At 47.8% G+C, this 17,363-nt stretch carries 12 protein-coding genes; 10 read left to right on the forward strand and 2 right to left on the reverse strand.

The features are described 5' to 3' along the window. Positions 1-110: 110 nt before the first annotated feature. Positions 111-2,027: a di-heme oxidoredictase family protein gene (locus tag KI350_RS13915; RefSeq protein WP_033155100.1), complete on the forward strand. Its 1,917-nt coding sequence runs from the start codon at positions 111-113 to the stop codon at positions 2,025-2,027. 69 nt (positions 2,028-2,096) lie between these two features. Next, positions 2,097-2,261, forward strand: coding sequence for a hypothetical protein (locus KI350_RS13920; protein ID WP_023855739.1), 165 nt, complete (start codon positions 2,097-2,099; stop codon positions 2,259-2,261). Positions 2,262-2,417: 156 nt separating this feature from the next. Here the strand turns inward: KI350_RS13920 and gltC are convergent, their stop codons facing one another. Next, positions 2,418-3,320, reverse strand: coding sequence for a glutamate biosynthesis transcriptional regulator GltC (gene gltC, locus KI350_RS13925; RefSeq protein WP_025811348.1), 903 nt, complete (start codon positions 3,318-3,320; stop codon positions 2,418-2,420). 148 nt (positions 3,321-3,468) lie between these two features. On the opposite strand from gltC, the gene gltB reads away from it, so the two are divergent. The 8 genes from gltB (at position 3,469) to KI350_RS13965 (ending at position 15,979) form a co-directional block, all read left to right on the forward strand. Further along, positions 3,469-8,034, forward strand: a complete 4,566-nt coding sequence (gene gltB, locus KI350_RS13930) for a glutamate synthase large subunit (protein ID WP_025811349.1) — start codon at positions 3,469-3,471, stop codon at positions 8,032-8,034. A 16-nt stretch (positions 8,035-8,050) separates the two neighbouring features. Beyond that, positions 8,051-9,532, forward strand: coding sequence for a glutamate synthase small subunit (gene gltD, locus KI350_RS13935; protein WP_020451720.1), 1,482 nt, complete (start codon positions 8,051-8,053; stop codon positions 9,530-9,532). A gap of 232 nt (positions 9,533-9,764) precedes the next feature. After that, entirely contained in the window at positions 9,765-9,965 is a 201-nt protein-coding gene (locus tag KI350_RS13940; RefSeq protein WP_020451719.1) for a hypothetical protein, read from the forward strand. A gap of 139 nt (positions 9,966-10,104) precedes the next feature. After that, a complete protein-coding gene (locus tag KI350_RS13945; RefSeq protein ID WP_236808676.1) occupies positions 10,105-11,805 on the forward strand; it encodes a DUF6044 family protein in 1,701 nt (566 codons plus the stop codon). A 22-nt stretch (positions 11,806-11,827) separates the two neighbouring features. Beyond that, a complete protein-coding gene (locus KI350_RS13950; protein ID WP_065643893.1) occupies positions 11,828-12,835 on the forward strand; it encodes a glycosyltransferase family 2 protein in 1,008 nt (335 codons plus the stop codon). 64 nt (positions 12,836-12,899) lie between these two features. Further along, positions 12,900-14,141: an MFS transporter gene (locus tag KI350_RS13955; protein ID WP_065643894.1), complete on the forward strand. Its 1,242-nt coding sequence runs from the start codon at positions 12,900-12,902 to the stop codon at positions 14,139-14,141. Between the two features lie 17 nt (positions 14,142-14,158). After that, positions 14,159-15,265 carry a mandelate racemase/muconate lactonizing enzyme family protein gene (locus tag KI350_RS13960; RefSeq protein WP_065643895.1) on the forward strand — a complete coding sequence of 369 codons (1,107 nt, stop codon included), beginning with the start codon at positions 14,159-14,161 and terminating at the stop codon, positions 15,263-15,265. Between the two features lie 90 nt (positions 15,266-15,355). Next, the gene (locus tag KI350_RS13965) at positions 15,356-15,979 is read left to right on the forward strand and encodes a YitT family protein (protein WP_026579600.1); all 624 of its coding nucleotides are present in this window, start codon (positions 15,356-15,358) and stop codon (positions 15,977-15,979) included. Positions 15,980-15,997: 18 nt separating this feature from the next. On the opposite strand, the gene KI350_RS13970 is transcribed toward KI350_RS13965, so the two are convergent. Then, the gene (locus KI350_RS13970) at positions 15,998-16,762 is read right to left on the reverse strand and encodes a phosphosulfolactate synthase (protein WP_020451713.1); all 765 of its coding nucleotides are present in this window, start codon (positions 16,760-16,762) and stop codon (positions 15,998-16,000) included. Positions 16,763-17,363 lie beyond the last annotated feature (601 nt).

Raw genomic sequence — 17,363 nt, forward strand, 5'->3', positions numbered from 1 at the left:
CCCATCATATGCATATTCTGGCATGGGACGCCGGAAGTTATAGCTGGTAATACGTTCTAAATGATTCACGGCAGCTCTGGGGAATCCTATTCAATTAGAAAGGTGGGTCAATGATGAAAAAGCATAAATGGTTAGCCGCATTTGCTATCATCGCGGCTTTAGCCGTAATTGGCTATATCACGGTCAGACATCTTGAACCGGAATATGTATATATGCCTCCTAAAGAAAAAGTCATCTCAAAAGAAAAACGAGTGCACGGATACGATCTATGGGGAGCATTTACACCGGACAAGCCCGCCTCCGCAGAGGAGGGAGCTGTAAAGGTTGATGACCGCCTTCTCGACTTGGGACGGGAGACATTTTATAAGGAAACTTTCGGCAACGAAGTGTTTTTGACAGATATCATCGGACTCCTTGACGGTCCCATTACAGCAGCCAACATGACGAAAGCCATTGCCGGATTGAAAGGGAAAGGGACGACGAACTTGCGCATCGAATTAGCTGAAACGGTTAAGGTCGGCGGGAAAATCTTTAAAAAAGGCGAGAAGATCGACACCGGCATTGATGTTCCAAAAGGGGCATACGCACCGCTCGGCATGCCTTTCAAATACGCTGACGGAAAAATCAAAGCCGGCATCAGCTGTGCGGCCTGCCACGCCGCAGTCGATCCGAAAACGATGAAGGTGATGGAAGGCGTGACAAACTCTGATTTAAATACAGGGCTGATGCTGGCGCTGGCGACAAATTCAGCGGCTTATTTTACACATGCCGAAATTGATAATATTCAACAATTTATGAATGATAAAAGCCCTGTGATCACTGCCAGAAACGGCAAAAAAGAACGCCTTCCCGATCCGGACCGCCTCGAAGATGCGGTCGATCGCATTTTCCTGAAGTGGCCGAGAGGTTTTTTCGACTCGACGATCGATATGAAAAGCAATCCCACGCAGATTCCGGATGCCTATACATTGGGCGACCATCCGTACAGCTGGAGCGGTTCGGCAATGGCCGGTCCTTTTAAAGGCTTGACTGTGTTCAGCAATAATGTTCATGCGCAAAATTCGGACAGCCTCTCGCAAGCCCCGGCAAGCCGGGCGCTTTTCGGCATGAGCGAAGATGTTTATATCGGGACGATCCTGCAAAGGGCTCCCGTCTCAACATACAGGTATCAGCCGAAAAAAAAGGAAAGTCCGACTGCGTTTTTCAAAAAAGCCGATCCCACTCCCGGAGTACCGGGCGTCAACCAAATGGTCAAGCCGCCAAACTATCCTAACATCACATTGGCGGCGCCCGACGGCGTACTTGTGAGCTCACCCGGACGAAAAGTGAATGAAGAAAACAACGCTGTATCCGCCTGGCAAAATACACTTAGACCTCCTGATCCGCGGCAAAAAACCGACAGCCAAACCGTCAGGCGCGGCAGGCGTGTTTTTGAACAAGCGGGCTGCATATCCTGTCATGCCGGCCGGTATTTGACGAACAACAAGGTCATCTCGGTTGAAAAAATCGGAACCGAGCCGACAAGGGCCCGGTCTTTTAAGAAAACGGAAAACATATTCGGGAAAAGCCTTATTCATTCGCCTGACACACCGGTGCCTCTGCCGCGCAAACCGAAGATCCTGAAAGTCCCGACAGCCGGGTTTGACCCCGAACAGATCAAGCTTTCCTGGGCGCAGGGAGATTCCAAAGGCGGGTACAAAGTGCCGAGTCTGATCGGCGTTTACTGGCGCGCTCCTTATTTGCACGACGGAGGGGTTGCAGTGGGAAGCTCATTAAAAGAGACAGGCTTACCAAAGACGGTCATAAAAGGTAAGCAGGCGGATCCTTATAACAGTTTGCTGGCGATGATCGACAGAGATTTAAGACAGCAGGTCGTCAAAAGCAATTCGGAATCGCCCGACTTAAAAGCGGTAAGGGTAACCGGCAAAGGGCATGAATTCTGGATCGACGCCAAAAGCGGCTTTTCCGAACAAGAGCAAAAAGCGTTGATTCATTATTTAATCCATGCCGATATGCCGAAAAAGTAAGGAATAAAATGAAACGATAAGCCGCCTGAATGGCGGCTTTTTTTAAAACTTCATCACGGGAGCGGCGATATGATCGCCTTTTCGGTCCTTTGTGACGGCGCGATCCGGCTGACGGAATATGTCATTCACTTCAGCGGTTTTGACGAGTCAAAGGCCGGTTCCAGGCTGCAGCCAGTGCAGGCGAGTCCGTTTCCAGACAGAAAAAACTGGCGTCAGTATGAAAAATCAGCATAAAAAAAGGGGATAAACATACATATATAAGATGTGCTTTTTACAATAGAAGAGATGCGCAGAGAATAAATGGACAGAAAATTCAGACATTAATCATTGTTTATGATAAAATGAAAACAGCCAAGCTTTTGCGCCCGGCTGAATTCGTTGTCATACTGGCTATTGGTATTGCTGAAGGCGAGAAAAAAACTTCTTTACGAACTGATAAAAGACTTTTGCAGAAGGGGAAAGCTCCCTGTTTTTAGGGGTGATGATTCCGACTGTGCGCTTTACTTGAGGATAATCAATCGGGATCTTCTTTGTAAAACGGGGAGCCGTTTCATTAAAGGCGCTTTCCGGCAAAAGCGTCACACCCATATCAGCAGAAACCAGCCCTTTGATCGCATCCAAATCTTCGCCCTCTGAGGAAATTTTAGGCGTATATCCTACTTGCTTGCATGCATCAACAGCCATTTTTCGAAGGATGTATCCGTCTGGAAACAGCACATACTGATCATTTCTGAGATCGCCGAGATGAAGGCTTTGCTGGCCTGATAGGGGATGATTGATCGGCACGAGTGCCAAAAGGCTTTCCGAAAACAAAATGTCCCCTTTAATCTCAGTGATATTTGACGGAACAGGACCGAGAAAAGCCAAATCGATATCCCTGTTTTTCACCGCTTCGATTAAAAATTTATAAGATCCCTGCCTTAAAAGAAAAGCGACATGAGGATGCTCCTCTTTAAAAGCGGAAATAACCGTCGGGAGGAACTGGCCCGCAAGGCTTGTCGGGAAACCGATTTTAACGGTCCCGCGATTCGGGTCCAAATACTCATCGATTTGTTCCTTCGCGAAATCGATCGCTTTCATCGCTGTTTTAATATGGTCTAAAAACTGTCTCCCGATCGGAGTCAGCTTCACATTGCGGCCTTCGCGCTCAAACAAATCAACACCGAGCTCTTCTTCGAGATTGGCGATCTGCCTGCTGATCGCCGACTGAGCGACATGAAGGTGCATGGCCGCTTCCGATACGTGCTCTCTTTCTGCAACTTCCATAAAATAATGCAATTGGCGTAATTCCATCGTTGTTTCACCTGCTCATCTCAAAATGAGATAGTTTTAATCTAAATTATATATTGTTTGTATAGATTTGAAAACCTACAATAGGATTAGAGTTTGTAAGATTTTATGACCGGGGACAAACGGGAAAAATGAACGGGGGAGAGGAACAATGACTTATAATCAACTACCAAAGGCACAAGGTCTCTACCGTCCTGAATTTGAACATGATGCATGCGGAATCGGCCTTTACGCTCATTTGAAGGGCCTTCCTACTCATGATATTGTCAAAAAAGGATTACAAATGCTTTGCCAATTAGACCACCGGGGCGGTCAGGGCAGTGACCCGCATACCGGAGACGGAGCAGGCATCATGATGCAGATTCCGGATGCTTTTTTCAAAAAAGTCTGCGCCGGTTTCAACTTGCCTGAAAAAGGACGCTACGGCGTCGGGATGATCTTCTTTTCTAAGGATGACAGCGGGCGCGAAAAAACCGAAGCGCGCATTAACGAGCTGATCAAACAGGAAGGACAGACGGTGCTCGGCTGGCGAACTGTACCTGTAAATGTCGGAAAAATCGGAACAGTCGCACAGAAAAGCGCGCCAATCGTCCGCCAGGTATTCATCGGAGCAAATGAAGCGCTGAAAGACAATCTGGCATTCGAACGGAAGTTGTACATCATTCGCAAACAGGCCGAAAATTGGGCGAAAGAACACGACAAAACGTTCTATTTTGTCAGCCTCTCTAGCAATACCATCGTATATAAAGGACTTCTAACACCCGAGCAGGTTGATGCTTTCTATGAAGATTTACAGGACGAGGACTTCGTCTCAGCTTTTGCATTGGTTCACTCCCGTTTCAGCACAAACACGTTTCCGAGCTGGGAAAGGGCACATCCGAACCGCTATCTGATCCACAACGGGGAAATCAATACGCTGCGCGGCAATATGAACTGGATGAAAGCGAGGGAGCAGCAGTTTGTTTCCGAAGCGTTCGGCGAAGACTTGCCAAAGGTTTTGCCAATCCTCGATGAAAACGGAAGCGACTCCTCGATCCTGGATAACGCTTTTGAATTCTTTGTTCTGGCTGGAAGGAATCCGGCCCATGCTGCAATGATGCTGATTCCGGAGCCGTGGAACGAGAACCCGTACATGTCAAAAGAAAAGAAGGCATTTTACGAATATCACAGCTCTTTAATGGAGCCATGGGACGGCCCGACTGCGATTTCATTTACAAACGGAAAACAGATCGGAGCCATTTTAGACCGGAACGGGCTCAGACCCGCTCGCTATTATGTCACTAAAGACGACTACCTTATTTTTTCCTCCGAAGTCGGCGTGATTGATGTCGAACAGGAAAACATCTTATATAAAGACCGGCTGGATCCCGGGAAAATGCTTCTTGTTGATCTTGAAGAAGGGCGGATTATCTCCGATGAAGAAGTCAAATCCGAAATCGCCGGGGAGTTTCCGTACCAGGAATGGCTCAGTAAAGAACTGGTTCATGTCTCAAACGATATTGAGGAAACCGAAGAAAAATCTGTGCCTGACCTATTGACCCGCCAAAAAGCATTCGGTTTTACGTACGAAGATATTCACAAATATTTAATTCCTGTCATTACAGAAGGCAAAGACCCGCTCGGTTCAATGGGCCACGATGTCCCGCTGGCGGTGTTGTCAGACCGTCCGCAATCGCTGTTCAACTATTTTAAACAGCTGTTTGCACAAGTTACAAATCCGCCGATTGATGCAATCCGTGAGCAGATCGTCACTTCGACATTGACATGGCTCGGAGCGGAAGGCGATATTCTCCATCCGAATGAAAGCAGCTGCCGCCGGATTAAATTGTATACACCGGTCTTGACAAACGCACAGTTCAATTCTTTAAAAGGACTTGTGCATAAGGATTTCAAAAGCAAGACGATTCATACGCTCTTTACAGACGACTTGAAGAGCGGCCTCGAAGATATGTTTAAAGAAGTGGACAGAGCGATCGCCGAAGGCGTGACTCTCCTTATTTTATCCGACCGCAAAATGGACGGTCAGAAAGCGCCGATTCCTGCGCTGCTAGCCGTCAGTGCCTTGCATCAGTATTTAGTCCGCGCGGGAAAACGTACGAAAGTCAGCATTATCGCCCAATCCGGTGAAGCGCGCGAAGTTCACCATTTTGCCGCCTTGATCGGCTACGGAGCGGATGCCATTCATCCGTACCTCACGTATGCGACATACAAGCAGGCGATTGAAGACGGAGCACTTTCCATCAGCTATGAAGAGGCCGTTACAAAATACAGCAAAAGCGTGACAGAGGGCGTCGTAAAAGTGATGTCCAAAATGGGTATTTCCACTGTTCAAAGCTACAGGGGCGCACAGATTTTTGAAGCGGTTGGGATCAGCAAAGACGTCATAGACAGCTATTTCACAGGAACGGCATCACAGCTCGGCGGAATCGGTCTGGATACGATTGCCGAAGAAGCGAAGCGCCGCCACAGGGAAGCGTATGAAGATACATTCAGCGAAACGCTTGATTCGGGAAGCGATTTTCAATGGAGAAAAGGCGGGGAGCACCACGCTTTTAACCCGAAAACGATTCACACGCTGCAATGGGCATGCCGCAAAGGTGATTACAGCCTGTTTAAACAATATTCGAAAGCAGCTGATGAAGAAAGAATCGGTTTTCTCCGCAATCTCTTCTCATTTGATGAAAACCGGAAGCCGCTGCCGCTTGAAGAGGTCGAATCCGCTGAATCGATTGTGCGCCGCTTTAAAACAGGGGCGATGTCATTCGGCTCTTTAAGCAAGGAAGCCCATGAAGCGCTGGCGATTGCAATGAACCGTCTCGGCGGAAAAAGCAACAGCGGGGAAGGCGGAGAAGATCCGGCGCGCTTTACGCCTGACGCAAATGGCGATAACCGCCGCAGCGCGATCAAGCAAATCGCTTCAGGCCGTTTCGGTGTGAAGAGCCATTATCTCGTCAATGCCGATGAGCTGCAAATTAAGATGGCTCAGGGTGCAAAACCTGGAGAAGGCGGACAGCTTCCTGGCAACAAAGTGTATCCATGGGTTGCTAATGTACGCGGATCTACGCCTGGGGTCGGCTTGATTTCACCGCCGCCGCACCACGACATCTACTCGATTGAAGATTTGGCGCAGTTGATCCACGATTTGAAAAACGCCAACCGCGATGCACGGATCAGTGTAAAGCTTGTCGCTAAAGCCGGGGTCGGCACGATTGCAGCCGGAGTCGCCAAAGCGACTGCCGATGTCATCGTCATCAGCGGCTATGACGGGGGCACTGGAGCCTCACCGAAAACAAGCATTAAGCATACCGGCCTTCCGTGGGAGCTTGGACTCGCAGAAGCTCATCAAACACTGATGATGAACGGTTTGCGCGAACGCGTCGTATTGGAAACAGACGGCAAATTAATGACCGGCAGAGACGTTGTCATGGCTGCGCTTTTAGGAGCCGAAGAATTCGGTTTTGCCACAGCGCCGCTCGTTGTTCTCGGCTGCGTTATGATGAGAGCCTGTCATTTGGATACGTGCCCTGTCGGGGTAGCGACGCAAAACCCTGAGCTGCGCAAAAAGTTCATGGGCGATCCGGATCATATCGTGAATTACATGCTCTTTGTCGCAGAGGAAGTTCGCGAATTGATGGCCCGGCTCGGTTTCAGAACAGTTGATGAAATGGTGGGCCGCACGGATGTCCTTCGTGTCAGCGAACGGGCGAAAGCACATTGGAAAGCGGGTCAGCTCGATTTATCAAACCTGCTATATCAGCCGGAAGGCGCACGCACATTCCGTACGCCGCAAAACCACAAAATCGATGAATCACTTGATATTACGCAAATTCTACCCGCCGTCCAGTCAGCTGTTGAAAACGGCACGTCTGCGGAAGCATCCTTTGAAATCCGCAACATCAACCGTGTAACAGGAGCCATAACCGGAAGTGAAATTTCTAAGCGCTACGGCGAAGAAGGCCTCCCTGAAGATACGATTACGCTCAGATTCACAGGTTCAGCGGGGCAAAGCTTTGGCGCGTTCGTACCAAAAGGAATGACAATGTATTTGACAGGGGATGCCAATGATTATATCGGCAAAGGTCTTTCAGGCGGAAAAATCGCCGTCAAAGCGCCTGATGAATTCAACCCTGCATTCCGTGAAAATGTTATTGTCGGAAATGTTGCGTTCTACGGTGCTACAAGCGGAGAAGCTTATATTAACGGACTCGCCGGCGAACGGTTTGCCGTCAGAAACAGCGGAGTCAGCGTTGTCGTTGAAGGCATCGGCGACCATGGCTGCGAATACATGACCGGCGGACGCGTCGCTATTCTCGGCGACGTCGGCAAAAACTTTGCCGCGGGCATGTCAGGCGGAATCGCCTACGTGTACACCGAAGACAAAAAAGCCTTTAAACGGAAATGCAATCCTGAAATGATCGAATTTGAAACACTTGAAGCACCTGAGGAAATCGCCGAACTGAAAACGATGATCGAAAACCATTACAGATATACTGAAAGCTCAAAAGCAGCTTCGATACTTGATCATTGGGAAGAGGCCGTCGGCCGGTTTGTGAAAGTGATTCCGAAAGACTTCAAGCAAATGATAGAGCGGATTAAAGAGCAAAAAGAAGCCGGCTTGTCCGATGAAGAAGCGCTGATGTACGCGTTTGAAGCCGGTACGAAGCAAAAGATTGAACCGTCTGCGGCTGCTTCATCAAAAGAAGCGGTGGCACAGTAAGAAAGGGGAGGGGAAAATGGGCAAAGCAACAGGATTTATGGAATTCAAGCGGGAAAAGCCTGCTGAACGCGATCCTCTCACACGGATAAATGACTGGAACGAATATTCGTCTCCATTTTCTGAGGAAGCATCAAAAAGACAGGGAGCGCGCTGCATGGACTGCGGCACCCCCTTTTGTCAAATCGGCATGGATATAGGCGGTTATACGTCAGGATGTCCGATACACAATTTAATCCCTGAATGGAACGACCTCGTTTACAAGGGAAGGTGGAAAGAAGCGCTTGACCGTCTTCTGAAGACAAACAACTTCCCTGAATTCACGGGGCGGGTCTGTCCGGCCCCTTGCGAGGGCTCTTGTACGGTGGCGATTTCCGACCCGGCCGTATCCATCAAAGGGATCGAACGGACGATTATTGACAAAGGATTTGAAAACGGATGGATTCAGCCGCGGATTCCGAAAAAACGGAGCGGCAAAAAAATCGCGATCGTGGGCTCAGGGCCTGCCGGTCTGGCAAGCGCCGATCAATTGAATCAAGCGGGGCATTCGGTCACTGTTTACGAGCGCAGCGACCGCCCGGGCGGCCTGTTAATGTACGGCATTCCAAGCATGAAGCTTGAAAAAAGCGTTGTCGAACGCCGCATCAAACTATTGACGCAGGAAGGCATCGACTTTGTCACCAATACGGAAATCGGCAAAGATATTACAGCCGACGAGCTAAAAGAACAGTACGATGCGGTTATCCTTTGCACAGGAGCCCAAAAACAGCGCGATCTCTTGATTGAAGGCCGGGAAGCAAAAGGTGTCCACTTTGCCATGGACTATTTAACAGGCACTATAAAAAGCATGCTCGATTCGAATTTTAAAGATAAACAGTTTATCAATACGAAAAATAAAGATGTCATCGTCATCGGCGGGGGAGATACCGGAGCAGACTGCGTTGCAACGGCCTTGCGCCAAAAAGCGCGAAGCGTCGTCCAGTTCGGCAAACATCCGAAGCTGCCCGATACAAGAACCGCCGAAAATATGTGGCCTGAACAGCCGCATGTCCATTCACTGGACTATGCTTATGAAGAGGCGCAAGCAGCATTCGGCAGCGATCCGAGACAATATTCGATCCAAACGAAAAAGCTTGTCGCAGACAAAAACGGCCATTTGAAAGAACTGCATACGATTCAAATGAAAAAAGTAAAGAATGATCAAGGAAAATTTGAGTTTCACGAAATTCCGGGCACGGAAAAAGTATGGCCTGCTCAATATGTCTTTATCGCTATCGGCTTTGAAGGAACGGAACAGCCGCTGCTTGAACAATTCGGGGTAAATACGGTGAGAAATAAAGTTGACGCAGCATACGGGGAATTTAAAACGAATGTCGATGGAGTCTTCGCAGCAGGGGATGCGAGAAGAGGACAGAGCCTGATCGTTTGGGCGATTCACGAGGGACGCGAAGTCGCCCGTGAGGTTGACAAATATTTAATGGGAAGTTCTGTACTGCCATAAAACAAAGGGGTTTTCACATCATATAAATAAAGCCTGTCCTGCGACCTTCTTTAGGTTGACAGGGCAGGCTGTTTTTTGTTTGCTTCACAATATTCACCTGCTGATTCGACTTGCCATATCGTTATTTGTTCGAATTTATACAAAGGCAATGATAAAAAAATTGTGTACGTACTCCATTTAATGGTATATAACATAACCTAAAGTATGCAACGCAATAAAGGAGGCTATAACAGTGGAAGAAACTTATCAATATCAAGATGACTGGACGGATGCGGATAGACAGCAGCCTTTTACTTATGGCGGCTACGGCGGCTACCCCTATCCGCGGCCAAGACCGCGCCCTAGACCGAGACCGCCGTTTTATCCGTATCCATTCTTCTATCCGTTCTTTCCTTTTTATCCATACTACCCTTACTACCCGTACCCTTGGTAATGGGTAAAGCGAAGCTGTCTGGTGAAACAGACAGCTTTTTTCATTTTGATGAATTTTTCAAAACGCTTCCACGAATAATAACAGCGATATGATAAAAGCTCTATATTTCCAAAAGAGAACAAAATTGGATGTGGTATCCGTGTCGTTATTCGTCAAAAAGACCAGCAAGGAAAAGCGATATTTAATTTTCGCATTCAGTGTCATTCTTCTCTATGTCCTTCCGCTTTACATATTAAATGAAGACGCTCATATCCGCGTGCATGACAACCTGGATTCCAACATTGCATGGTATAAGGTGCTGGCGGAAAGCGGTCAACTGCTCGGCGGTGTTAAAGCCGTTATTCCGCAAATCATCAACGGACTGCCGCGGGATGCTTACGGAACGGAATGGAGCGGCATTGTCTGGCTTCATGCCTTGTTTCCCTCAATGACCGCATACGCTATAAGCCAAACGATCACGAGGGTGTTTGCCTTTGTCGGGATGTACCTGCTGCTGAAAAGCCATTTGATTCGCGATGAAAAAGCGTATTTCATCAGAATCGCGGTATCGCTTGCTTTTGCCCTGACACCCTTTTGGCCTTCGGGAATGCTCAGCACGCTTGGCCATCCTTTAGCTTTATGGGCTTTTTTAAACATCAGGGCAGGAAGAGACTCATGGAAAGAATGGGCGACCCTTGCGCTTTTGCCGCTTTACTCAAGCTTTGTGCTCGGTTTCTTCTTTTTCCTAGCAGCCGTTTCACTGATTTGGCTTTATGATTTGGTTTCAAAGCGCAGCTTTAACCTTCGCTTTCTCGGAAGCATCGCTCTCATGACGGGCATTTTTCTGGCGATAGAATACCGGCTTGTTTATTCGGTTTTCGCTTCAGGCGAAACGATGCATCGGGTTGAATTTATTTCATCCAGGCACGACATCCTTCATTCGTTTCGGCTGTCATTTAAAAATTTCGTGCTCGGCCACAATCATGTCATGACCGTCCATACGGCGGTGATCCTGCCTTTGATTGTGCTCACTTTTGGGCTCGTCGTTGCGAGACAACGAAAAAAGCGGCCAAGAGAAGAAAAGCTGTTCATCTTTTTATTCATTTTAAATTATGCGCTTTCTTTATGGTATGCCCTCTGGTTCAACAAGCTGTGGGCGCTTCCCAAGGAAAAGATCAGTCTGCTTTCGGCATTCAATTTCGCGCGTTTTCACTTTTTGCGCCCTCTTGTGATATACGCAAGCTTTGCAGTTGCATGCTACATATTGTGGAAAATGGGGAAGAGATGGCGGCGCTTCGTCCATGCCGCGCTGGTCGCCCAGCTGCTCGTGCTTATACCGTTTCATGAAGAGCTGACTTACGGCGCATACCACCATGCCCCGACCTTTCGGGAATTTTATGCATCAGATCAGTTCAAACAGATCAAACGGTTCATCGGCCGGTCTCCCGATTCCTACCGGGTGGCGAGCATCGGCCTGCATCCCGCGATTGCGCAGTATAACGGTTTTTACACACTTGATACGTATGCCAATATTTATCCGCTGAAGTACAAGTATCAATTCCGGAAAATCATCGCCAAAGAGCTTGAGAAAAATCCGGTCTTGAAACGCTATTTCGATGAGTGGGGGAGCCGCTGCTACTTGTTTGTTGACGAGCTCGGAAAACATTACGCGTTCAAAAAGAGCACGAAGAAAAAAATCACGAACCTCGAATTGAACACTGAAGCGTTCAAAAAAATGGGGGGGCGATATATTTTTTCTTCGGTTCCGATTATGAATGCAGAACAAAACAAGCTGGCGTTTTTAAAGCGGTTCAGCCACCCGCAGTCCGCTTGGAACATCTATGTATATGAAGCGAAATAAGCATCGATAAGGAGGAAGCAAATTGAATCTTCAACAGCCTTTGCTGACAATCGTCATACCCTGCTATAACGAAGAGGACGTGTTTGCCGAAACCGCAAAACAGCTGACTGCGGTATTGGATGATCTCACAGCAGACAAGCTGATCTCTGCAGAGAGCAAGCTTTTATTTGTCGATGACGGATCGACGGACCGCACATGGCCGCTGATTGCTATGGAAAGCACAAAAAACCGCTATGTGACAGGCTTGAAGCTGGCCCGTAATTCGGGACATCAAAAAGCTCTCTTAGCCGGACTAGATAAAGCGAAGCAAAAATCGGATTGCGTTATTTCAATCGATGCCGACCTTCAGGATGACATTTCGGCGATTCGCCGGTTTATCGAAAAATATCATGAAGGCTATGAAATCGTCTACGGCGTACGCCGCAGCCGGAAAACGGATACATGGTTTAAACGAACGACAGCCGCATGGTTCTACCGGATCATGAATAAGCTCGGCATCCAGCTGGTCGATAACCATGCCGACTTTCGGCTTTTGAATAAACGGGCGCTTGAAGAGCTCAGCCGTTATGCAGAAGCAAATGTTTTTCTGCGCGGTCTGGTGCCTTTGATCGGCCTTCGGTCGGCCAAAGTGTTCTATGACAGAAAAGAGCGGCTGGCTGGAGAAACGAAATATCCGCTGAAAAAAATGCTGTCTTTCGCTTTTCACGGGATTACGTCATTCAGTGTCGCTCCGATCCGTTTTTTTACCCTGATTGGCTTCTTCTTATTTTTCCTAAGCTGTATCGCGGGTATATATGCAATGATTCAAAAGCTGCTCGGCTACACGAATGCTGGCTGGGCTTCGTTGATCATTTCGATATGGTTTTTGGGCGGTTTGCAATTGATGGGGATCGGCATTATCGGCGAATATATCGGAACGATTTTCACCGAAGTGAAAAGAAGGCCGAGGTATGCGGTGGATATCGATTTATATACGGAACGGCTCGGCCGGCGCGAACCTGAAAAACGGCCCGGAACGAAGCTCAGTTGATGACGGGCCAAACGGATAACCTAACTTTACAGTTCATAATGAATAAGGAAGGATGTACAAACTTATGGCAGAAAAACAAACCTCTGGCATGACGGTTGTCGCGATCGGGTCGATCCCATTGATTATGACGTTGGGAAATTCGATGCTGATTCCGATTTTGCCGAAGATGAAATCTGAACTCAATTTATCGCAATTTCAAGTCAGCCTTGTCATTACCGTGTTTTCGATTACTGCAGCGCTCTTTATTCCGCTGCTGGGTTACTTGGCGGACCGCTTCTCAAGGAAAGTGGTGATTATTCCGTGCCTGTTCCTTTACGGGGCCGGCGGGATTCTTGCAGGATTTGCATCGACGACCTTTGCGAACGCTTTCCCGTGGGTGCTTTTCGGGAGAGGACTGCAGGGGCTTGGAGCAGCCGGTACAGCGCCGATCGCAATGGCGCTGACAGGAGACCTTTTTAAAGGATCTGAAGAAAGCCGGGTGCTCGGTCTCGTTGAAGCCTCGAACGGCTTCGGAAAAGTGCTGTCTCCGATTTTAGGATCATTGATAGCATTGATCGCTTGGTTTTGGGTGTTTTTTGCATTTCCTGCTTTCTGTATTGCACCGATCATTTTGACTTGGATTTTTATCAAAGAAAAAGACAAGAAAAAAGAGCCGCCGCCTCTCGGAAAATATGTGAAAGGGCTGACAAGCGTTTTTAAACATGAGGGCAGATGGCTTTTCACCGCATATCTCGCAGGGGCCGTCTGTTTGTTTACTCTGTTTGGCATCCTCTTTTACTTATCTGATGTTTTGGAAAAAGAATTTCATACAGACGGCGTGAAGAAAGGTCTGATCTTGGCGATCCCTCTGCTTGTCATGTGTACAACATCATATATAACGGGCAGCAAAATCGGACAAAACCAGCGGCTGATGAAAAAAATGATGGTCATCGGTCTTGCTCTGATTACGGTTTCCTACGGCACACTGTCTTTTTTCTCCGCGCTCATTCCTTTTATTTCGATCCTTGTCATCAGCAGCATCGGTACAGGCTTTGTTCTGCCGTGTGTCAACAGCTTCATAACCGGGGCTGTCGGAAAAGAGAGGCGCGGTTTTGTGACATCGCTGTACGGATCGGTCAGATTTTTAGGAGTCGCGATCGGTCCGCCGATTTTCGGGAGGCTGATGGAATGGTCGAAACTCGGCATGTTTATGTCGATTGCGGGCCTGACATTAGTCGTCGGTGTGTTGGTGCTGACGATGATTCATGTCAAAAAGGAAGACACCAAAAAAGGGGAGAAGGGGCTGCAGCCTGCTGACGCAAGATAGGAGGGAAGGGAAAAAATATGCGCATTGAAAAGGTTGACACATTTCCGCTGTTCCACAGGCTTTCCTCCCCTTACGGCGATGCGAACGGATTGAAAAGCTACAGAACGTGCTACCTGATTCGGATCACGACAGTTTCAGGCCTGTCGGGATGGGGAGAATGCGCGGATTGGCTGCCTGCTTTGGATGCGGGCTTTAAAAAACGGATCATTCCTTATTTAATTGGAAAAGAAGCGGGCAATCGCACGGAGCTTGTCACCGTCATCAAAAAGTGGCATCAGCGGGCCGCAGCTGCCGTTAGCATGGCTTTAACGGACATTACGGCGAAAAAAGCAGGCCTTTCGGTATGTGAATTATGGGGAGGAAAACTGAGGGAGCAGATCCCGGTCTATGCCTCATTTCAATCATATTCAGACAGGCCCGATTGGAGCCGCCATTCCCTCCGGCTCGTCGAAAAGGCCGTGCGGTCCGGATTTAAAACCGTCAAGCTGAAAGCGGGAGGCAAGTTGTTTTCCGAAGACTTGGCGCATATTCAGGCGTTCCAGGAGATGACAGGCCAAAACACCCGACTGATACTCGATGCCAACCAGAGTTATGACCAGGCCGCCGCACGGAAGTGGGAAACGTGGTTTTCCGCCTGGGGCAACGTGCTTTGGTTTGAAGAGCCCATGCCGTTTGACGTTCCCGCTGAATACCGGATGCTGCGTTCAGCGCTTTCTGTTCCGGTTGCCGGAGGAGAAAATGTAAAAGGCGCAAAACCGTTTTTGCCGATTTTTCTGGAGAACGCAGTCGATATTGCTCAACCCGATGTTATGCACTGTGACGGCACAGACGATTTTCAAACCGTTCTGAAGCTCGCCAGGCATTTCGGAAAAAGGGTTTCTCCCCACAGCTATGACGGCGGACTTTCAAGAATGTACGCCGTTTTCGGACAAGCCTGTCTGCCGCCTTGGAGCAAAATGGACGGAGAAGATATCGAACCGCTCGAATGGGATGCGATGGAGAATCCGTTCACACAACTCGTGCCCGTCAGCATAAAAGACGGATACATTCAAGTCCCGGACAAAATCGAAATCGATACAGAGCTCGTAGAAGCGTATGGATGGGACGGCTCGTCTTACATGTGAAAGCGCCAACTCGAAAAAATGTGATATTTTTCATTTCCCCTTACATATAGTAGGAAGAGGACAAGTTTCTTTAAAGGGGATTATATCCGTATGGGAAGAAAGCTCAAAATCGTACATGCTATCGTGCTGGGCAGCGTGTTACAGGGTCTCGGCATGGCGCTGTTTTTGTTTCCGAACCATATTCCTTCAGGGGGCGCAGCCGGCATCGCTGTTTTGCTCAATTTTTGGTTTCAGGTTCCGCACGGATTAACCGTCTGGGCTGTCAACTTTTCGCTGCTTTTAACGGCCGTTAAATGGCTTGAACCCGTAACGGTCTTCGGGACGATGGGGGCGATTACCATGACGTCCGTTTCGGTGCAGATCTTCGAATCCTGCATGCCCGTCATGACGACGAACAATATCTGGCTGGATTTATTTTACGGATCCGTCCTTTTGGGGACGGGGGTTGGATTGCTATATAAATACAATATTTCTAACGGCGGTTTTGGCGCCCTGGCTTTAATGATATCGATTTACCGCGGCGGAAAACCGGGAACTGCACTGTTTATGATGAACGCATTCATCTTCCTTTTGACGGCGTCTGTCATCGCCTGGGGAATCGTTATCCAAGCTCTAATCTGCCAGTGGATTTCTACGAGGATCATCGATGCGATTTATCAGATTCGCTTCCGTCCGTTATTGATGCCTATCGCCAGTTTCCGCAATAAAAAATAGGCCGCTTTTCAAACGACCCTAATCATATAAATAAAATGTATCTGATCGAAGTCCCAGTCTCAGCGTTTCAAGCGGAATGGCATCCTGAAACGGTATATTCGCCAAATTGGCGTCAGGACCGATTTTTTCAATGAAACACGTCTGCAGCTGTTTCGTCGGCGCTTCAAAAATTAAATCCCTTGAAGCGATGCCGGAATGAAGGATCTCCTCAATAAGCTGGGACCGCATTTCTCCATCGCTTTTGCACAGCCCGCTCGTGCCGCTTTCCCTCGTTTCCGTGATCACTTTCTCGGCCCCGGCTTCAAGATCTTCGAGGATGTAATCGATCCATTCGGCTGACTCGAGCTCACTGCTGAGGGCGCTGTCTTTGCTGCCGACTTCGCTGAACACGTGAAACTCTTTCGAAAAATCGGAAATAAAGCTTGCTTTATCTTTATTAGAGAGACGGACCGTTCCGTTTGATATTTCCACATAACGACATCCATATAATTTGCAGTAGCGATAGTAATCTTCAATTTTATCCTGGCTTAAAAACTTCTCAAACAACGTTCCGCCAAAAAAGAATTGAACGTCATTTTGCTTCAGACAATCGATTTTCTCAACCAAATATTTCGTAATTAAAGACGTTCCCCATCCAAATTTCACAAAATCTATATAATCTGCCGCTCCGTGAATCGTATCTTTAAAAAAGTTCAAGGGAACCCCGTTATCAATCAGGATGGTGATCCCTTTTAATCTTGGTTTAAGCTGCCTGTCGGGCAGTATCAGTTCAGATGAAATCATTGATTACCCCTCACAATCTGCTGTATCTTTCATACTTTTAGGTAAATGTCTGTCGGCCATTATTCAGCTGTCACAATAAGAATTCACCTTTTCCCGTTTATCGTTTCTCCCATTCATGTGTTGCCGTTCGGCAAGGAGTGATCTTCGTCCACCTCCCATTAGGCAGCATGTTAGCCTCTCATCTCCTGACTTGCTTCTCAACTAGGTATCTATCCATTTTGTGAAGTCAAAGTAAGTATATTCGCCGTCCTTTCATATGGTTCCTCACTAGTTCTTCACAATGAAAACTGACGTAAAAAGAAGGCCCGCGACAGATACGCGAAGCCCTTACTTAATCTTAGAAAATATATCAGTATATCAAATCCGGATCTCTCACCGCCAGTTTTTATTTTAATGCCGCAAGACAGATGTAATGATTGATTGATAGGAATCGGTTTATTTCAATTTGGCGCGCCGGGTCTTTCAGATATTCACAAAATTGCTGAAATCATAACAATTTCCAGATCACATTTAGTTTAAAAAGTGAATAATCTGCCTATATGTTCTTTCAGTTCATGTTTCGTATCAGGGGGTAAGAAAACTAACCTTTAGGACGTATTGG

The sequence above is a fragment of the Bacillus sp. J41TS8 genome, from assembly GCF_018333035.1.
In the GTDB taxonomy this organism is placed as follows: domain Bacteria; phylum Bacillota; class Bacilli; order Bacillales; family Bacillaceae; genus Bacillus; species Bacillus paralicheniformis.